Annotated in this window: 10 protein-coding genes and 4 pseudogenes; 10 read left to right on the forward strand and 4 right to left on the reverse strand. The window is 69.2% G+C overall.

Translation table 11 applies throughout. The features are described 5' to 3' along the window. Positions 1 to 124 precede the first annotated feature (124 nt). From ACFZDC_RS38265 to ACFZDC_RS38275, 3 genes are all read left to right on the forward strand, one after another. Positions 125 to 451 carry a trypco2 family protein gene (locus ACFZDC_RS38265; RefSeq protein WP_391331255.1) on the forward strand — a complete coding sequence of 109 codons (327 nt, stop codon included), beginning with the start codon at positions 125 to 127 and terminating at the stop codon, positions 449 to 451. 83 nt (positions 452 to 534) lie between these two features. Further along, complete coding sequence (locus tag ACFZDC_RS38270) at positions 535 to 5,286, forward strand: tetratricopeptide repeat protein (RefSeq protein ID WP_391331258.1); 4,752 nt, start codon at positions 535 to 537, stop codon at positions 5,284 to 5,286. Between the two features lie 31 nt (positions 5,287 to 5,317). Beyond that, positions 5,318 to 5,560: a hypothetical protein gene (locus ACFZDC_RS38275; RefSeq protein WP_391331260.1), complete on the forward strand. Its 243-nt coding sequence runs from the start codon at positions 5,318 to 5,320 to the stop codon at positions 5,558 to 5,560. Positions 5,561 to 5,834: 274 nt separating this feature from the next. Here ACFZDC_RS38275 and ACFZDC_RS38280 read toward each other — a convergent pair. Then, positions 5,835 to 6,026, reverse strand: a pseudogene (locus tag ACFZDC_RS38280) (hypothetical protein); the annotation flags it as partial. 368 nt (positions 6,027 to 6,394) lie between these two features. On the opposite strand from ACFZDC_RS38280, the pseudogene ACFZDC_RS38285 reads away from it, so the two are divergent. The 3 pseudogenes from ACFZDC_RS38285 to ACFZDC_RS38295 all read left to right on the forward strand — a co-directional run. Then, a pseudogene (locus ACFZDC_RS38285) lies at positions 6,395 to 6,928 on the forward strand (transposase); the annotation flags it as partial. Positions 6,929 to 7,130: 202 nt separating this feature from the next. Then, positions 7,131 to 7,790: pseudogene (locus ACFZDC_RS38290) on the forward strand (IS30 family transposase); the annotation flags it as partial. A 91-nt stretch (positions 7,791 to 7,881) separates the two neighbouring features. Then, positions 7,882 to 8,154, forward strand: a pseudogene (locus ACFZDC_RS38295) (SpoIIE family protein phosphatase); the annotation flags it as partial. Positions 8,155 to 8,191: 37 nt separating this feature from the next. Here ACFZDC_RS38295 and ACFZDC_RS38300 read toward each other — a convergent pair. Next, positions 8,192 to 11,770, reverse strand: a complete 3,579-nt coding sequence (locus tag ACFZDC_RS38300; protein ID WP_391331262.1) for a HEAT repeat domain-containing protein — start codon at positions 11,768 to 11,770, stop codon at positions 8,192 to 8,194. Between the two features lie 441 nt (positions 11,771 to 12,211). Between ACFZDC_RS38300 and ACFZDC_RS38305 the strand changes: the two genes are divergently transcribed. After that, positions 12,212 to 12,418: a hypothetical protein gene (locus ACFZDC_RS38305; protein ID WP_391331264.1), complete on the forward strand. Its 207-nt coding sequence runs from the start codon at positions 12,212 to 12,214 to the stop codon at positions 12,416 to 12,418. Between the two features lie 12 nt (positions 12,419 to 12,430). On the opposite strand, the gene ACFZDC_RS38310 is transcribed toward ACFZDC_RS38305, so the two are convergent. Further along, positions 12,431 to 12,745, reverse strand: a complete 315-nt coding sequence (locus tag ACFZDC_RS38310; protein WP_391331267.1) for a cytochrome P450 — start codon at positions 12,743 to 12,745, stop codon at positions 12,431 to 12,433. A gap of 596 nt (positions 12,746 to 13,341) precedes the next feature. Between ACFZDC_RS38310 and ACFZDC_RS38315 the strand changes: the two genes are divergently transcribed. Further along, entirely contained in the window at positions 13,342 to 13,683 is a 342-nt protein-coding gene (locus tag ACFZDC_RS38315; RefSeq protein WP_391331269.1) for a hypothetical protein, read from the forward strand. A 417-nt stretch (positions 13,684 to 14,100) separates the two neighbouring features. On the opposite strand, the gene ACFZDC_RS38320 is transcribed toward ACFZDC_RS38315, so the two are convergent. Continuing rightward, positions 14,101 to 14,967: an IS4 family transposase gene (locus tag ACFZDC_RS38320; RefSeq protein ID WP_391331271.1), complete on the reverse strand. Its 867-nt coding sequence runs from the start codon at positions 14,965 to 14,967 to the stop codon at positions 14,101 to 14,103. Between the two features lie 131 nt (positions 14,968 to 15,098). Between ACFZDC_RS38320 and ACFZDC_RS38325 the strand changes: the two genes are divergently transcribed. Both ACFZDC_RS38325 and ACFZDC_RS38330 read left to right on the forward strand, forming a co-directional pair. Next, entirely contained in the window at positions 15,099 to 15,248 is a 150-nt protein-coding gene (locus ACFZDC_RS38325) for a hypothetical protein (RefSeq protein ID WP_391331273.1), read from the forward strand. A gap of 206 nt (positions 15,249 to 15,454) precedes the next feature. Continuing rightward, positions 15,455 to 15,847, forward strand: a complete 393-nt coding sequence (locus ACFZDC_RS38330; RefSeq protein WP_391331275.1) for a hypothetical protein — start codon at positions 15,455 to 15,457, stop codon at positions 15,845 to 15,847. Positions 15,848 to 16,880 lie beyond the last annotated feature (1,033 nt).

The raw sequence follows: 16,880 nt of genomic DNA on the forward strand, positions 1-16,880 counted from the left end.
CGTCGCGCGCGAGCAGTGTCGGAGATTTCCCCTTCTCTGCGTAACCTCCCCTGTACCGTTTATGAGTGCTTCGGTGGTACCCGCCGGAGCAGATCCGCAGTGATGCATGAGGGGGGCCACAGGCATGGAGATCGAACTGGCTGCCGCAGTGGCCGCGTTGCGTGACGAGCTGACGGAGGCCGCCGCTCGTGGTAGTGGGCAGGAGATCACTTTCCGCGTGGGTCCCATCGAGCTGGAGTTCGCTGTCGAGCTCCGCCAGGACGTCAAGGCGAAGGCGGGCTTCAAGGCCTGGGTGGTCTCGGGTGACGGTGAGGCGGGGGCGGCCTGGGGCCGTGCCCACCGAGTGAAGGTGGCGCTGACTCCGCAGGGACCCGACGGGGACATCCTGATTCGCCGAAGGCGGCTGACGGGCCGGGGACCGGGCGTCGTGTCCGACCGCATAGCGGACTGACGCGCCGAGGGACGAAGGACCGGGCCCCGACTTCGAGCCTCGGAGACCCATGCGCGGGGGGCAGCACGGTGAATGGTGATCTGATGGTCGGGGTGGACGGGCCCAAGGGGGTGGGTTCGGGGTACGTCATTGCTGCGGGCCTCGTCCTGACCTCGGCGCATGTGGTGCCGGCAGTGGGCGGGACGGTGTCCTTTTTCCGGCCCGGCAAGGAGGGGCAGTACGCTGCGACGGTGGCCTGGCGGGGCACTCCCGGGGGGCGTGATGACGCGGCCCTGCTGTGCTTTGACGATGAGCATCCGGCTGCGCAGGGAGCGCCGCGGCCGGTCGCGCCCGTCCGGTGGGGGCGGCTCGTCACCCACCGGCCCGCTACCGACTGCGAGACCTGGGGCCTGCCGGCCGTCGTCCAGCGGAAGGACGAGGCGGAGGAAATCCGGCAGGTGATGGGAACCATCAACCGGGCGGACCGCTCCGTCGCCAACCGCCACCTTATGCGCCTTGGTGTGCGGGCTGTTGCGAGCACCGACGCGTCCGGGCGGCTGGTGCCACCCTGGGCAGGCCTGTCGGGTGCGGCCGTGTTCTGCAACGGGCTGCTCACCGGGGTGGTCGGCAAGGACTTCGGCGGTTTCGAGCATACCGAACTGGAACTGGCGCCAGCCTACGTCCTGCTCCACGACGACGGCTTTCGCCGGGTTGTGTCGGAGCATGGCGCGGGAACCGTGCTGGAACCGGCAGAGTGGGCGTGCCTGTCGTCCGGCACCGGTGGCCACCTCGCGGCGCGGACCTCGCTGGCCTCACCCGCCGCGCTGCTGGAGCCCTGCCACACCGTGGTTCCCTTCCGCGGTCGGCAGGAACTGCTCACGGAGCTGCAGCGGTGGTGCGCGGAACCCGGCCTCGACGTGCGCCTGGTGCACGGAGTGGGAGGCCAGGGCAAAACGCGTCTGGCCCTCGAACTGTCGACACGGCTGGCTGACGAGCGCTCGGCGGTGGTGTGGCTAAAGAGCGAGGCGAGGGCCGAGGCCATGGCGATGCTCGGCGACACGGCTGTTCCTCTGCTGGTGGTCCTCGACTATGCCGAGACCCGGGTCGAGCAGCTGACCGCCTTGCTCACGACACTCGTCGCCCGCCCGGTCCCGGTGCCGTTGAAGGTGCTGCTGCTTGCCCGTACCGCCGATGACGACTGGTGGCAGCCCGCGCGGCGGGCGAACAGCAGCACCCGGGACCTTTTCGACGGCATGGTCCAGGTTCCGCTGCCCCCGCTCGAACCGCTTCGCCAAGGACGCGCCGAGGCCTATCGGGACGCCGTGGAGCATCTGGCCCAGGCCCTCCCGAGCGTGTACGGGCAAGAACACCACCCCTGGCCTGAGGTGGCCGCGACGGTGACCGATGCTCTGCGGCGCCAGTTCGGCCGACTGGACGGCCCCGGAGTGGACACGGCGCTCACCTTGCACATGACCGCACTGGCCGACCTCTTGGACGAGGCCGTCCGCGTTGCCTCGGCCCGGTCGGAGGCCACGCCGGAGCCGGTGACCGGCGCTCGTCCGACCCTCGCAGCCGGCCGCGCGACCATGTGCGTGGAACAGCGACTGCTCGACCATGAGTCCGAGTACTGGGAACGCGCCGCCGGGCAGCACCTGCCTGGGAACCTGGACAAGGAGACCCGCGAGGACGCTCTCGCCGCGGCCTTCCTGTGCGGCGCCGACACCCGCCACCAGGCGGAGTCCCTGCTGGGCCGCATCTCCTACCTCCATCACCACGGACGGGCGTGCCACCGGGCCCTCACCCGCTGGATCGCTGCGCTGTACCCGCCCCGCGACGGCAAGGCATCGGGGTCAATGCGGCCGGACAGGCTGGCCGAGTACTTCGTCGGGAAGCGGCTGACCCAGAACCCCGACCTGGCACAGGACCTGCTCGGCGGCGGGATGGCGGGCGGCTGCGCGCCGCAGGGCCTCACGGACGCTCAGACCGACCAGCTGCTCACCGTCTACACCCGGGCCGCCGCCCACCCCGCTCACCTCGACGCCCTCGACGCCCCTCTCACCGAGCTGTGTGTGCGTCGTCGCGACGTGCTGGTGCGGCCCGCCGTCGATGTCGCAACGCGGGTCGAACGACCGGACCCGTTGGTGTCGGCGTTGGAACGGCTGGCCGACGGACCGGACGCCACGCAGGAAGACCTGCAGGGACTGGCCGACTATCTGCCGCGCCCGACGCACGCTTTGGGCCCGCTCGCTGCGAAGGTGACTGAGCGGCTCGTCGAGTTCCACCGCGAGCGGGCCCGTGAGGACACTGACTGTCTGCCCGGCCTGGCCCTGATGCTGCGCCGGCTGACCGGCCGCCTCGGTGATGTGGGGCGAACCCGGGAGGCGTACGCGGCCTCGAGCGAGGCCGTCGAGCTCTACCGGCAGCTCGCACACGACGATCCAGTCGCTTACAGGCCCCATCTCGCTGCCGTTCTCCACAATCTGTCGCTGACTGCGCGCGCTCTGGGCCAACGGGCAGGGGCTTTGGTAACCGCCCGGGAAGCTGTCCAAATCTACGACGAGTTGTGTCTCGCCCGGCCGGACGCCTACGAGTTTCGGTCCGGCCTGGGCCACGGCCTCGGCGCCCTCGCCCAGTCCGAGGGCGAACTGGGCCGCCCCGCCGCGGCGATAAAGGCGATGGACAAGGAAGTCGGCATCTGGCGCGACCTGGTCGCGGAACGCGGCGACGACGTCCTGCCGGAACTCGCCGCCGCCCTGAACAACCAGGCCATCTGGCTGACAGAATACGGACGCGCCGAGGAGGCGCTGTCGGCGAGCGAGGAGGCCGTCGCCCACTACCGGTCCCTGGCGGAGCGGCGCCCCGACGCCTTCCGCAACGGTCTCGCCCGCAGCCTGGGCACGCACTCCACCTGCCTCCGACTTGCGGGCCGGACGAGGCACGCACTGGAGGCGACCGAGGAGGCTGTCGAGATCCGGAGCAGGCTGGCTGCCGACCGTCCCGGGGCCTACCTGGCCGACCTGGCGCTCAGCGTGCACTCCCTCGCCATCGACCTGGCCGAGACGGGATGCTCGGACAAGGCCCTGGCGCGGGCCGCCGAAGCCGTCGCACTCTACCGGCGCCTGGCGGAACAGGAACCCGCCGGGTTCGGACACCGGCTCGCCAACTCCCTCAACACCTATGCCCACCGGCTGAACGACGCAGGGCGACCGACGGAGGCGCTGGAGGCCGCCCGGGAGGCGGTTAACAGGTACCGGTCCGTGTTCGAGGCCGAACCCGCAACGTTCCGGGCCGATCTCGCCATGAGCCTGGACACGCTGGCCACCCAGCTGGAGGAATCCGGGCAACTGCAGGATGCCGTGCGGACTGGCGAGGAGGCGGTCTTTCTGTACCGCGAGCTGGTCGAGCAGCGTCCCGACGCCCCGCTCGAAGACCTGGGCTGCTCCCTGCACAATCTCTCCCGCCGACTGCACACCGCCGGGAGAGCGGACGAGGCCTTGGCGGCGCTGGACGAAGTAGTCCGCATCCGACGCCGCCCGGCGGCAGCGGACGCGGCTGGCAGGTCCCGGGCCGCCCTGGCGGATGCCCTGCTGACCCGGATGCACTGTCTGAACGACCAGGGACGGACCGAGGACGCCGTCGCGGCGGCGGCCGAAGCGGCAGAGCTGTACCGCGGCCTCGTGCAGCAGGACGCGGACGGGTACGCACGCGGGTTCGCCATGGCTCTGTCCGGTCTCTGGCTCATGCAGTCCCGGGCCGGGAAGGCGGCCGAGGCACTGACCGTGCTGGAGGAGTCCATCGAGGTCAGCGACCGTCTGCTGGAACGGCAGCAGGACACCGGCCACTCCTCGGCGTACGGCGAGGAGTTGTTCGTACTGGGCACTCAGCTCTCCGCGGCGGGCCGCCCGGATGACGCGGCGCGCGTCATGCGCCGAGCCGTCACCGCACTTCGGGAGCCGTCCGGACGCGGCTCCGCCAAGCCTTCGCCCCGGCTGCTGCCCGCCCTGTCCTGCCTGGCGACATCCCTCATCGATGCGGGACGGCGCGCCGAGGCGCTACCTGTCGCCGAGGAGGTGACCGCATTGCTCGGCAATGCCGCCCGGGGGGATGACGCCCACCAAGGTCCGCTGGCGTACTGGCTGTGGTTGCTCGGCTGCCTGCAGCACAACGACGGCCGGCGGGAAGCCGAGGTGCTCTTGCGACGGGCCGTCGCCGTCGCGGACGCCCTGCCCCTCACCGGCGAACGCGACGTCGTCCGCGTCCTGGCCCGCTCCGGCCTGGGCGCGCATCTCGTAGAAGGGGGCGCGGCGGCCGAGGGCCTGGCGCACGCCCGGGAGGCCGTCGGTATCGCCCGCGACCTGGCGGACACCGATGCTGCCCACGGCAGGGTGCTGGCTCTGACGCTGATCGACCTTGGCCGACTCCTGGCCCTGAGCTCATCGGCGCGCAAGGAGTCCTTCGACGTCTCGGCGGAGGCCCTGGCGGTGTCAGAGCAGGTGGCAACGGCCGATGCCGCGGTAGGCGAGCCGGTCTTGGTCGGCGCACTCGCCCACCACGGCCTGCGGCTGAGCGAGGCCGGACGGCACACGGAGGCCATGAGCGCCACCACCCGGGCGGTCTCCCTGAGCCGTGGACTGGCCGCCCACCATCATGCGGCACACCGGGACCACCTCGCCTTCGCACTCTTCGCATACGCCAGGACCCGGCTGCTCGCGAACTTGCGACGGGAGGAGGCGAGGGACGCCATCACCGAAGCCGCCGTCCTGTGGCGGACGATCACCGACACCGAACCAGGCCTCACCGCGCCGTACCTCGATGTGGTGGCAGAAACCCACGCGCGCCTCACCGGCGCGCAGTGAGACCACCTTCCTGCAGTCCTGCACCCTGAGCGTGGCCGACGTCGGGCTTGGGCGTCCCCACTTCCCCGAGCCCTCGGTCGTCGGCGCCGGCCCCGAGCGCGGTGCGGCAATGCGGCTGCTTCGGCAGCGGGGTGAGACCGGGATGGTCGCTCTTAGCCTGGACACGGACGAGCGTGCCGTACGGCAGCTGCGCTGGGAGCTTGAGGTCATGGCATACGAGCTGGGAGAGGCCGGCAGTGTCGAGGCCCGGACGGTGGTCAGTGGTAGGCGCTGACGGCGGCTAGATACAGCGAGCACGCTGCGCCGGTGGCGCAGCCACCGATCAGGGGCCGTGCCGGGGTGGGTGCCTGCACGTAACCTCGACGGTGCCCTCGTCGAGCCAGCCGCGGCACAGAGCCGCCTGAGGAAAGTGCCAGTCGTTTCGCGCTCCTGCGGCTCCGATGGAAGCGGCGGCCTCCTCGATGCAGTCAGTGCACTATGACCATCTGCCGTCCTCGAAAGGACCACGGCCGATCCCCTCGGGTCGACACGCACAACTTGACAGGGAACCGCAGGGCGTGCCGCGCCCGGTAGGTCTCGGGCATGCCGGTGACTGCGGTCCGTTCCCGTCTGCACCTCTTGATGATCGCGTCGTACACCTCCAGGCGCCGCTCGGATTCCACGTCGAGGTCGATGTCCGGCAACGACGTACGCCGCTCGCCGAGGAACCGCTCGAACAGGAGCCGGTGTTCGGGGGGGTGGCGGTGGCGGTGTAGCGGGTGTTTGATCCTGACCGTTGACCGTGCCGTGAGTGGAGATCGCGTCGGCGTCACTTGTGCTCAACTGGTGGGCGCGCCCGCTTCGTTCGCCGGCCCCGAGGAACCACTTCGGCACCGTATGCCCGGGCTGCTTCTAAATCCCCACGGAACCCCCCTTGTCTAGCCTCGCGCTTTCGTGAAGCGGGCTGTCCGGCAGGCGGTCAGGAAAGCAGAAAGTGCCCCTGACCAGCAAGAATGAGGACTGTCGAGGTCCTTGTTCCTGCCACCGCCGGAGGCACTTCCCAGGTGAAGCACTCCCTCGCGGGACTGTACGGTCACTGGTGTAACTCCCGAGCTGGAAGCGACAGTTGATGACTGACGTGGTGAGTGACACCAAGGCCCAGGAGGTGCCCGTGGATGAGGTCGTGGACGATGCCCTGATCCAGCAACTGATGGCCCGCGCGAAGGACGGCGGGATGAAGCTGGCCGGCGAGGGCGGTCTGCTGCAGCAGCTCACCAAGAAGCTGCTGGAGTCCGCCTTGGAGGGCGAGATCACCGACCACCTGGGCCACGAAAACGGCGAGCGAGCCGAGGCCGGTCGGAGGGAGAACTACCGCAACGGCCACCGGGCCAAGACAGTGACCACCGACATCGGCACCGTCGAGATCGAGGTTCCCCGGGACCGGGCCGGCACCTTCGAACCGATGATGGTCAAGAAGCGCCAGAAGCGCCTTGCCGGTGTCGACGAGATGGTGCTGTCCCTGTCCGCCAAGGGCCTGACCCACGGCGAGATCTCCGCCCACCTGGCCGAGGTCTACGGGGCGAACGTCTCCAAGCAGACCATCTCCACCATCACCGACAGCGTGGTCGCGGGGATGACGGAATGGCAGAACCGGCCGCTCGACGGGGCTTGAGTTCTATCGATGGTTGCGAACGCTCCGGAAGGAGAGCGTTCGGATGCCGAAGTATGCCCCGAACAAGATGCCGAGTTCGGTGAAGAAGCGGTACTTCGAGTTGCTCAGGGAGGGCTATAAGGGTGCGGCTGCCGCCCGGGTGGTGGGGGTCTCTGCCAGCTGTGGTTCGAACTGGTTCATCGAAGCTGGAAGCATGATCGTCCCCGACGCCGGCCCGATATCGCCGCGCTTCCTGACCCAGAACGACCGCACCGCCATCGCCGACGGGCTCCAGGCCAAGCAGACCGTCAAGGAGATCGCCGCGTCGATCGGGAAGAGCTTTCAGACCGTCTACCGCGAGATCAAGCGCAACGCGAAGCCGGACGGCAGTTACTACCCCTGGTGGGCCCACAACCAGTCCCTACTGCGGCGTCGCCGTCCCAAGGAGGAGAAGATACGCGGCAGCGAGCCGCTGCGCACGCTCGTGCGCGAGAAGCTCACCGAGAAGTGGTCGCCGCAGCAGATCGCGCGTTACCTGGCTCGCGAGTACGCGAATGACGTGATGATGCGGGCCTGTCCGGAGACGATCTACCGGGCCCTGCGCACCGGCCGCACCCGCCGCAAAAGACAGCGCCGAGGCGTCCCCACCCACAAGATCAAGAACATGAGGCTCATCCACGATCGCCCCCTCGAGGTCAACGACCGTACGATTCCTGGACATTGGGAGGGCGACCTCATCATCGGCCATGGCCAGGGCTCGGCGATCGGCACCCTGGTCGAGCGCGCCACCCGCTATGTCCACCTGATCCACCTGCCGCATGGCTGGAAGGCCCCGCAGGTCCGGAACGCGCTGATCACGCAAACCGCGCACATCCCGCCCCAGCTGAAGAAGATCTACTTCTGCGACCCGCACTCGCCCTGGCAGCGCGGCACCAACGAGAACATGAACGGTCTGCTGCGGCAGCGGCCTGCTGCTGGGGGCCCTGCCGGAGGTCGTCTACGAGAAGGACGAGGTGCAACTGCAGCCGGGGGACACCCTGCTCATGTACACCGACGGCCTCGTCGAGCGGCGGGACACCGCGATGCACGAATCCCTCACCCAGTTGCTGACCAACGCCCAGGCCCCGGTCGACAGGTTCGGCCAGCGCCTGGACCGCCTGCTGACGTACAGCAAGTCCGACACCGACGACGACACCTGCCTGATCGGCATCGAGGTCCTTGAGGAGCAGCAGCCGTGACGGGTCGCCCGTAGACCCGTCACGGGCCGGACGGCCGTCACATGTCGTCGGCGAGGCGTTCGGCCAGGGCCAGCATCTCCGGGTCGTGGGGCCACCGGTCGGCGAGCGCCCGCACGGCCGCCTGTTGCAGTCGCCAATCGGAGTCGTCGGCGGCCCGCTGACGCAGCAGCACCTCGGTGGCGGGATCGTGGCGCCAGCCGCCGGCCAGCGCCTCGACCGCCGCGCGCCGGCCCGTCGCTTCGGTGCCGTCGGCGACGATGCGCCGAAGCAGTTCGCCGGTCGCCCGTTCCTCGCGCCAGCCCGCGGCCAGGAGGTGGATGAGCTTAGCGCGCAGGAAGTCGTCGAGGTCGTCGACGGCGAGCCGACGCAGCAGATCGCGGGTCCACGAGGTACGAAAGCCCAGGACGAGGGCCCGGACGGCGGCCGTGCGGACGTAGGAATCGGGGTCCTTCACGGCCCGCTCACGAAGCAGTTCCTCGGTCGCGGGGTCGTCGCGAAGGCTCGCGCCCAGCATCCGTACCGCCGTCGTCCGTACGTACGTGGCATCCAGGCCGACCGCGAGTCTGCGCAGCAGCAGCCGGGTGTCCGGGTCGTCGCGCCATCCGGAGGTAAGGGCGAGAACAGCCATTTCGCGCGTCCTCGGCTCGCCCTCGCCGTCGGCGATGCGGCGCAGCACCACTCCGGCCTCGGGGTCTCCCGGCCACAGAGAGCCGAGGGCCCACAGCGCGGCCTGCCGCACCGACTCGCTCGCCTGTGAGGCGGCGAGCCCGCACAGCCACGGCAGCGTACGTGGATCATCGCGCCATCCCGTGGCCAGGACCCGCACGGCGGCCACGCGGACTTCCGCGTCCGGGTGTCCCTCGGCACGCTCGCGCAGCAGCAGGGGAGTCCTCGCGTCAGCGCGGCGGTCGACGACGAGTGGCCCGAGTGCGGTGATGCGCGGATCCTCAGCCGGTGCAGGGTAGGACGCGAGGGCAGCGTCAGGGCGGACGGGCCCGGGCCGCATCCGGTCGAGCGCCTGCTTCGCGGCGTCGCGCAGCCACCTCTCCTCAGCCTGACCGGCGGCGACGTCCTCCAGCAGCTCCGCGGTCCGCGGGTCGTCGGGCCAGCCCTGGACCAGGACGGGAAACAGGTCAGCCCGCAGATCCGGGTCCCGGTCGCGCGCGGCCCGCTCGCGGACCGCGGCCCCGGCGTCGGGGTCGCCCGGCCAACCGGAAGCGAGGCACCGCACCGCGGTGAGGCGGACTTCGGGATCCGGGTCATCGGCTGCGTACCGGCGTATCGCGGCGAACGTCTCGGGCTCGTCGCGCCAGCCGTTGACTAGTGCTCCCAAGGCTCCCCGGCGGAGGTAGGTGTCGTCGTCGCCGAGCCAGTGTCGCAGCGAGCGTGCGGCGGACGGGTCCGTGCGACGGGCCAGGGCGAACAACCGGACCCAGCCCTCCCTCATGTCTCCATCGGGGTCCGTCTCAGCGCATTCGCGCAGCAGTTCGGCCAGTCGCGGGTCATCGGGCCGTTCCTGGACGAGCGCGCGCAGGGCCTCCACCCTGGTGGCCGGCGTGGGGCCGAAGACCGCCTGGCTGTAGAGGTTCTCGTAGAACTCCGGGCGGTCGCCCAGCAGTGCGGCGCCGACCTGTGCGGCCGGTGGTACCTCGAACCAGGCGAAGTTCTCCCCTTCCCTCATGACACTGAGGAACTGACCGCGCGCCAGGTACCAGTCGTAGTAGAGCCGATGGACAGCGGGACAGCGTGCGCCGAGCCGGGCGAACACGGGCGGCAGGGTTTGTTCCACCGCGAGCATCACCGGCGAACCCGCCCGTGCTCGTTCCGCGACCACGTGCTCGATCAGCGCGATCACCGCGCTGACGACGGCGGAGCACTGGGCAGGCAGTGCGCCGGGGTCGCGGACCTCACCGAGGCAGCGGGCGGCGAGCACGATGTGGTGGGGGATCTCGCGCGAAGACGCCCCGGACAGGCGGACGAACCACAGCGGATCCGCCGCCAGGAGGTGGTCGACGATCCGTCCGGCGACCCGAGGTTCGACCATGCCCGCAGTGAGGACGAGGGATTCGTGCCGGGAGGGGTCGTTCCAGTTCTCGCCGTACTCCTGGTGAACGAGCGCGTCCTCGGTCAGGCTGCGCTCCACGGTGAGCCGGTGGTGGAGATCCGCCGCGTCGAGGTATTCGAGCAGCGCGCGATGGAGGAATCCGTACATCGCGCCGCCGAAGTGACTGAGGATCCCGTTGCGTACGCGGAACTCCTCCAGCATCGCGCGGGTGAGCGCCAGCGAGCGATCGGGTGGGAGCTTGTCGCGCAGGTAACCGTCGAGCTCCGCGGTCAACTCCCCGTCCGTCAGGAGGTTTCCCGCCGTCCCGCCCGCCCCGGTCCGCATCCGATGGGCCACGCGGCGCAGCAGCTCCATCCGCTCGCCGGCGCGCAGGCGCCCCGCGTCCTCGGCCACCCGTTTGTCGCGCGCGAACCGGCCCGGGTCCCACTGGGCGATGAACGTGCTCACGGTCTGTTCGAGCACCGCGCGCCGGTCCCTCGGCAGATCCCGGTGTTCACCGCGAAGGGCCAGCATGGTGAGCATCAGCGGGTTGCCCGCCAGCGCAGCCGCCGCCGGTGTGTCGTCGACGGCGGCCAGCAGCCGCTCCCGCAGACGGGCCGCCTCGGCGGGCTGTTCGGGGAAGGCCAAGCGGTACCAGCGGGTCACGAACGCGTCGATCCGCGCCCGGTCGAAGTCCCGCAGTACATGGACGCGAAAGCCCTCGCGTTCGAGTACGGCGTGCTGGTAGTCGACGATCCGGGACGTCACCACGAGGCGGGCGCTCGGGTAGCGTTCCGCGAGCCCCGCGATCTCGCCGGTGACCTCCTCGCGCAGCCGTGGGTCGAAGACCTCGTCGAGCCCGTCGAAGATCAGTACCGCGCGGCCACCGGTACGCAGGTACGCGTCCAGCACGTCCTTCGGCAGGCCGGGCCCTTGGGTGTGGTGGAGGCGGTCGACGAGGTCGAGGAGTGTGCCGGTGCGCCACTGCGGGTCGGCGTACGCGCCGAGCTCCACCAGGAGCGGCAACGCCCCCGCGAGCGGCGCGAGATCCGCGTCCACCTCATGGTCTTTGTCCATCGCGTCCGCGAGCGTCAGCGCGAGGTAGCGAGCCAGTGTCGACTTGCCGTGGCCCGGGTCGCCGAGCAGCACGATCCGGCGCGCGTCTTCTTGGGCCAGTACCTGGAAGGCGGGGCGGGTCCGGCCGTCGTCCAGCGGCCAATGGTCGGAGGCCGATGCGTCGGCGCGGCGGGCCGGCGGTGCGCCCAGCCCCCCACCCTGCGCTGGCGTCTCCGGACGAACGGCCGGGGCCACGAACACGTCGGTCAGCCGAAGCAGGTCGGGGCGGACCGGCGAATGCGCGGAGGGGACGACGGCGAGCTGTGCGTGCCGTCGCCGCAGTTGGGCGAAGTACGTCTTGCGCGCGGCGTCGAAGCCGGCCGGGGCGGAGCGGGCGCGGCGTGCGGCAACGGCGTCCTTGTACCAGCGTCTCCACTGATCCTCATCGCCCAGCGCGTTGTTCTCCGGCCCAAATGCCTTTGCCTCCCGCGCCCGCTTGATCAAGTTTTTCAGCACGGGACTGAATGTGTCCCAGCTCTTCGGGTGGTGGCCGCTGGCTCTCATCCAGTCGCTGATAACAGTCTTGTTCAAAGGCTTCTCGCTGTCGGTGCCCCCCGACTTTTTCGCCACCGCTGTCAGGCCGGCGCGTGCGGCGGCCTTCGCCACCGCTGTCAGGTCGGGGCGTCCGGCGGCTTCATACAAATCCCGAAGCCGCTCGATGAACACCAGCCGTTCCGCGCTCAGAACACTTCCGCCTGCCATGAGACTCCCCCTCCGGCGCGTCCTGCCGTCCGGTCCGGTCCGGTCCCGTCCGGGCCGGACAACTCGCAGAATCCCAGCTGACCTGCGCATTTGCACGGGTCGAGGTGAGCGGTCGCCAGCGGGCCGGCCCTGTTGCTGCTGAACTCAGGCGAGACCGACTGCCGAGTACTTCCGATCGAGGAAAAGGAGTCTTCCATGAGCACCGCGATGATCACCCTGCTTTTCGGAATCTGCCTCGCCCTTCTGACATCCGCCCTGTTCGCGGCCGTCGTCGGCTTGGCGGCCCGCATAGGAGGAGCGAGTCCCGCCTCGGCCCTTTCCCGGGCCGGTGACGCCTTCACCAAGACCCTGAATCTCACGCTGCTGATCATCGGCCTCGTCGTCACCGTCGCAGCCAGTTGAAGCAGCGGCGGTTCACCCCTGTTCGTCGCCCAGGAAGAGCGGCATGCGGTGGACGCCGTAGATGGACATGGTGTCGCGCATCTCGATGTCCCGCGCCGGCCGCGCGAACCGGAGGCAGGGGAAGCGCCGGAACAGTTCCTTGAGGGCGATCTGCATCTCCAGGTGCACGAGCTGCTGGCCCGTGCACTGGTGGATGCCGAAGCCGAAGCCCAACTGCCCCTGCGCGGCCAGGTTGCCGATGTCGAGGGTATCCGGGTCGGGGAAGCGGTGGGCGTCGCGGTTGGCGGCGACCAGGGACACCGTCACCGCCTCACCGGCCCTGATCACTCTCCGGCCAGCTCGACGTCCTCCAGGGCGGCCCGCGCGGGGCCCGCGTGGATGATGCTTTGGTGCCGCATGAGCTCTTCCACGGCGTGCTCGGCAAGCGAGGGGTCGGCCAGGGCCGGGCCAGCTGGCCCGGGTGTTCGAGGAGGGTGAAGACGCCCAGGGAGAGCATGTTGGCGGTCGTCTCGTGGCCCGCGACGAGCAGCATGATCCCCATGAACCTGAGCAGGTCGTCGGCGGGCGCGGCGCGCTTGCTGAGGACCAGCCGGCGCAGGCGGCCGGCTCCACACCGAAGGACTCGCGGCGCTGACCACGGCCCGTGGCCTCCGCGCGTGATGCGCAGCGAGGCTGCTCTGTCGGTGGGGGCGCGCAGCGTGAGCCGGCACACCGAACTCGCAGCAGGAATCGCCATGTCCATCGTCGGAGAGCATTTCGCTTCCGTCGCCGTGTCGGCCGTACGGCAGCGGCCGGGTGCTGCACGCGGGAAGTTTCTGCCAAAGGGGGCGCCGCCATGTGGCTCGACCCCGTGCTCCGGTCTCTCCGCAGATCCGAGGAAGCTGCTTGGATGAGGACTGACGCGTCACGAGGAGGGGGTTGGCATGGGGCTCAACATCGAGGTCACGTGGGACGCGCCGATCACGGTCGGCCTGCTCGAGCAGTTCATCCTCCAGGCCAAGGCGGCCGGGGCCACGTCAGATACCACGCTCGAAGAGATCACTCACGACCAGGACCCGCAGATCACTCTCGGGTGGCGCGTCCCGGTGACGGGTGCCGCAGGTCCACCTCGTGAAGTAGCGATGCCACACCGGCTGATGTGGAACATTCACAGCATGCTTGAGCAGATCGGCAGCGGAGAAGGGGACGTCCGTGCGCTCCAAGCCGAGATAAGCGATCTCGATCTCGAGCTATGGGAAGCGCTGATGAAGCACGTCGGCCAGTGATGTAGCACCTCACATGCACGTCGAGACCCGTCGCCACGGGGGAAGGCGACGGGCCCCGACTAGTTCTACGGTGTCACACCCGACTGGGACATGCGGGCCGCCCAGCTCTTCCCAAGTGGTGCGAGGTGTCAGCCGACGTCTTCGGCTTCCGCCACTCCGCCTTGCGTGAAGACTGTCAGGAGAAACATCAGCCGCCCCACCGGTCAAGAGATGTGGCTTAGCCCCAATACCGGTGATTTAGGTCGTTTTCCGGCTGGTCGAGGTGGCCCTGGTGGGCCCGACCAGCCGGACCGTCGGGGTGTCTGGCCGTGGTGGGCTGTGGTGCTCGGTTCGTTTGAGGGCCCAGTTGGAATCTTGCGTTTGATCACACGCGGGTTGGAGCGCAACCGCCGTGCGGGCAGCAGCCGTTCGGTGATCTCACGCAGGCTCTGGGTGATGGCCCGGGCCAGTCGCGAGGGGGGAAAGCGCCGCCTGCCCGGTGACGTGGCGGCGGACGACGCGAAGGGTGCGGGTGAAGGAGATCCGGTCGGGATCGTGCCCGGCCTTGAGGGCGGCCTGGTGCATCAGGTCCCGCAGCGCGTGGTGGACCAGCAGGAACGCGAAGATCTCCTGTTCGACACCGCGTGGGTGCTGGGAACGCAGCACCAGCCCCGGAACGCCCTGGTGGTTCTTGATCTCGTCCAGGGTGTTCTCGATCTCCCACCGCTGGTCCTCGGCCGGTGCCTGCTCGGGGTCGAGGACGGTGGTGATCAGGCGGTAGACGGTGCCGTCACCGCCGGATGGGCCGAGGGTGTACTCGATCACCCGCACCCGCTCGGGGTCCGCGCGCCAGTAGTTGTCCCGCGCGGCGACGATCTCCGACAGGTAGGAGCCGTCGGCGAGGGTTTCCAGGACCGGCAGCACCACGACGCTGCGGACCCGCCATAACAGATCCGCTCCGCCCGCCTTCGCCGCCCGCCACAGGTCGAGGCCGCAAAACCCCCGGTCGGCGAGCACGAGCATGCCCTTCGTCAGCGCGGGGAACAGTCGCTGGGCCAGAGCGGTCTCGTGGACCCCCAGTGGTCCGACCTCGGCCGCGAACACGGCATGGGTGCCGCACTCGGCCAGGGCCGCCACCCTCGCCTGCGGATACGCACTGCGGCCCTGCCCACGGCTGGTACCGGGACGACCGAAGAACTGCGCGTTCGCCGCGGTGTCCGGAACGTCGAAGACCGTGCCGTCCACCGCGACCAGCCGCCACCGCCGATACCAGGCACCCTGCGTGACCCAGTAGCCCTTGGCCACGAGAACCTCCAGTAGTCGGAAAGTGCGCGTCCGAGAATGCACGTCGGAAAGTGCACGTCTGACGCCGGATTCACTGCTGCGAGCGAGCGTATCCGGCGGAAGATCAGGAACGGGGCGGCGCCGTCTGGCTGGTGGTCAGGCGGAACCTGGTGCCCCACACCGCCACGTTCCGGGAGTACCTGCTGCGGACCTGGGTGAAGCAGCACGACCTGAGGTTGGACGATGGCGGACTGTTCCAGGTTGACAGGCGCCGGCTGCGGACGACGTTCATCGCCCAGTGAGGTCAGCGCGAGTGCTCGCTGCGGGCTACGATCGACCCCAACCACTCGCCGCAGGTCGAGGGCGATCACTACCTGTCGGCGGCGACGCCCGCCCAGCGGGCGGTCGTTGACGAGATCGTCGCGGACGCACAGAGGGATCTGCTGCGGCGGGCGAGTGCGCGGCCGTCGTCGATGACGCGGTCACTGCCGCCCGTCTTCCGGAGGAAGTGCGACGTCTCGGGCTAGGCGAAGGCGTCCTGGCCCAGCTGCTGACCGGGCAGCGGGATGTGTTCACCGCGTCCTGCGCCGACCAGTTGTCGGGACTGCACGGGCCGAAGGGGAAGCCCTGTCCGGGCCGGCCCTGGGTCTGCCTGCTCTGCCCGCTCGCGCTGTTCGCCCCGCGACACCTGCCGAACCTGCTCAGGCTGAAGGCCTACTTCGCCCGGCAGTTCAAGGCGATGTCCCGCGAGCAGTTCGGCGTGGTCTTCGCGCCCTATGCCCACCGGCTGTCCTCGCTGATCCTGCCCCGCTTCTCGGCGGCCGCTATCGCGGCCGCCGAGAAGGAGATCACTGACCTCGACGCCGAACTGCCGCTGCTGGCAGAGGAGATGGCCCCGTGACAATCCCCGCAAGACACGACGAACGTCCCGCGCGGTCGCTGTTCGCCGGAGCTGACATTGCGGCCACCGCCGGGCTGAATTGGAGGAGCGGGGCTGTCCGGCCCCACTTCGAGGACGCCGTCCGTTCCGACATCGAGGATGTCACACGTCCAGCCGGGTTCACCGGCCACCCGAGACGGCCTCCTTCCTCTCTTGATGCCGGGCGGCGGCACGCTCTCCCAAGCCGCCCTTACGGAAGCGGCACTGGCCGCCGTGGGCCTCGATGACGTCGATCACGGCCGCGATGAGCTACTTCCTGCTGGAGGCTTTCGGCGTCGATCTCCCAGAAAGATCGATCTGTACGATTGAAGCCATCTTTCCTTCATCATTTGGCAAAGACTTTGAGGGGTCTCGGGGACCTCCTTACTGGATGACGGGATACCCAAAAGCATGCATTGGGCGCAACAACGGCGATTACTGAACCCCATTTCGCGAGGGAATTTCCGCTTCATTTAGCCGTTTTTGACCTTTGCATTACCTTGTTTACTTCTAATGGTCTGTTCATGGTCGCCGACCGTCAAGATCAGCTCGTTTGTGTTGTCTCCATCTCACGGAGAGTTAGGGAGGGAGCTGATCGTGCGTCATAGACCTGTGACCCATGGCAGACCTACGAAGAGACCCCCGCGGGGGCGCTGGGTCTATCGGAGCGCCATCGGTGTGGCGATGCTCGTTGTAGCCGAGACCGCACTGGTGTCGTGGGACACCGGCATGGCCTTCGCAACGGACTCCGCTGTGACCGCGGCCGAGTCCACTTCAGCGGATTCCAGTAAGGCGTCCGGTCCCGCTGAAGTTCAAGACGAGGCGTCAGCGGTGCTGATGGCTCGCCTGCAGAACCGCAAGATCGAAGTCTTGTCGGCGCGGACTGCCGACTCAACGACTTACGCGCTGCCCAGCGGCGAGCTCGAGACAGAGGCATACGCCGGGCCCGTCCGTGTGAAGCAGGATGACAAGTGGCGGGACATCGACACGTCGCTGTCCGATACAGGCTCTGACC

Source organism: Streptomyces sp. NPDC007905, from assembly GCF_042959345.1.
In the GTDB taxonomy this organism is placed as follows: domain Bacteria; phylum Actinomycetota; class Actinomycetes; order Streptomycetales; family Streptomycetaceae; genus Streptomyces.

Coding starts and splice junctions, on each gene's coding strand:
- ACFZDC_RS38265 (WP_391331255.1), top strand. CDS start 125: ATGGAGATCGAACTGGCTGCCGCAGTGGCCGCGTTGCGTGACGAGCTG.
- ACFZDC_RS38270 (WP_391331258.1), top strand. CDS start 535: ATGGTCGGGGTGGACGGGCCCAAGGGGGTGGGTTCGGGGTACGTCATT.
- ACFZDC_RS38305 (WP_391331264.1), top strand. CDS start 12,212: ATGAGCACCGCGATGATCACCCTGCTTTTCGGAATCTGCCTCGCCCTT.
- ACFZDC_RS38315 (WP_391331269.1), top strand. CDS start 13,342: ATGGGGCTCAACATCGAGGTCACGTGGGACGCGCCGATCACGGTCGGC.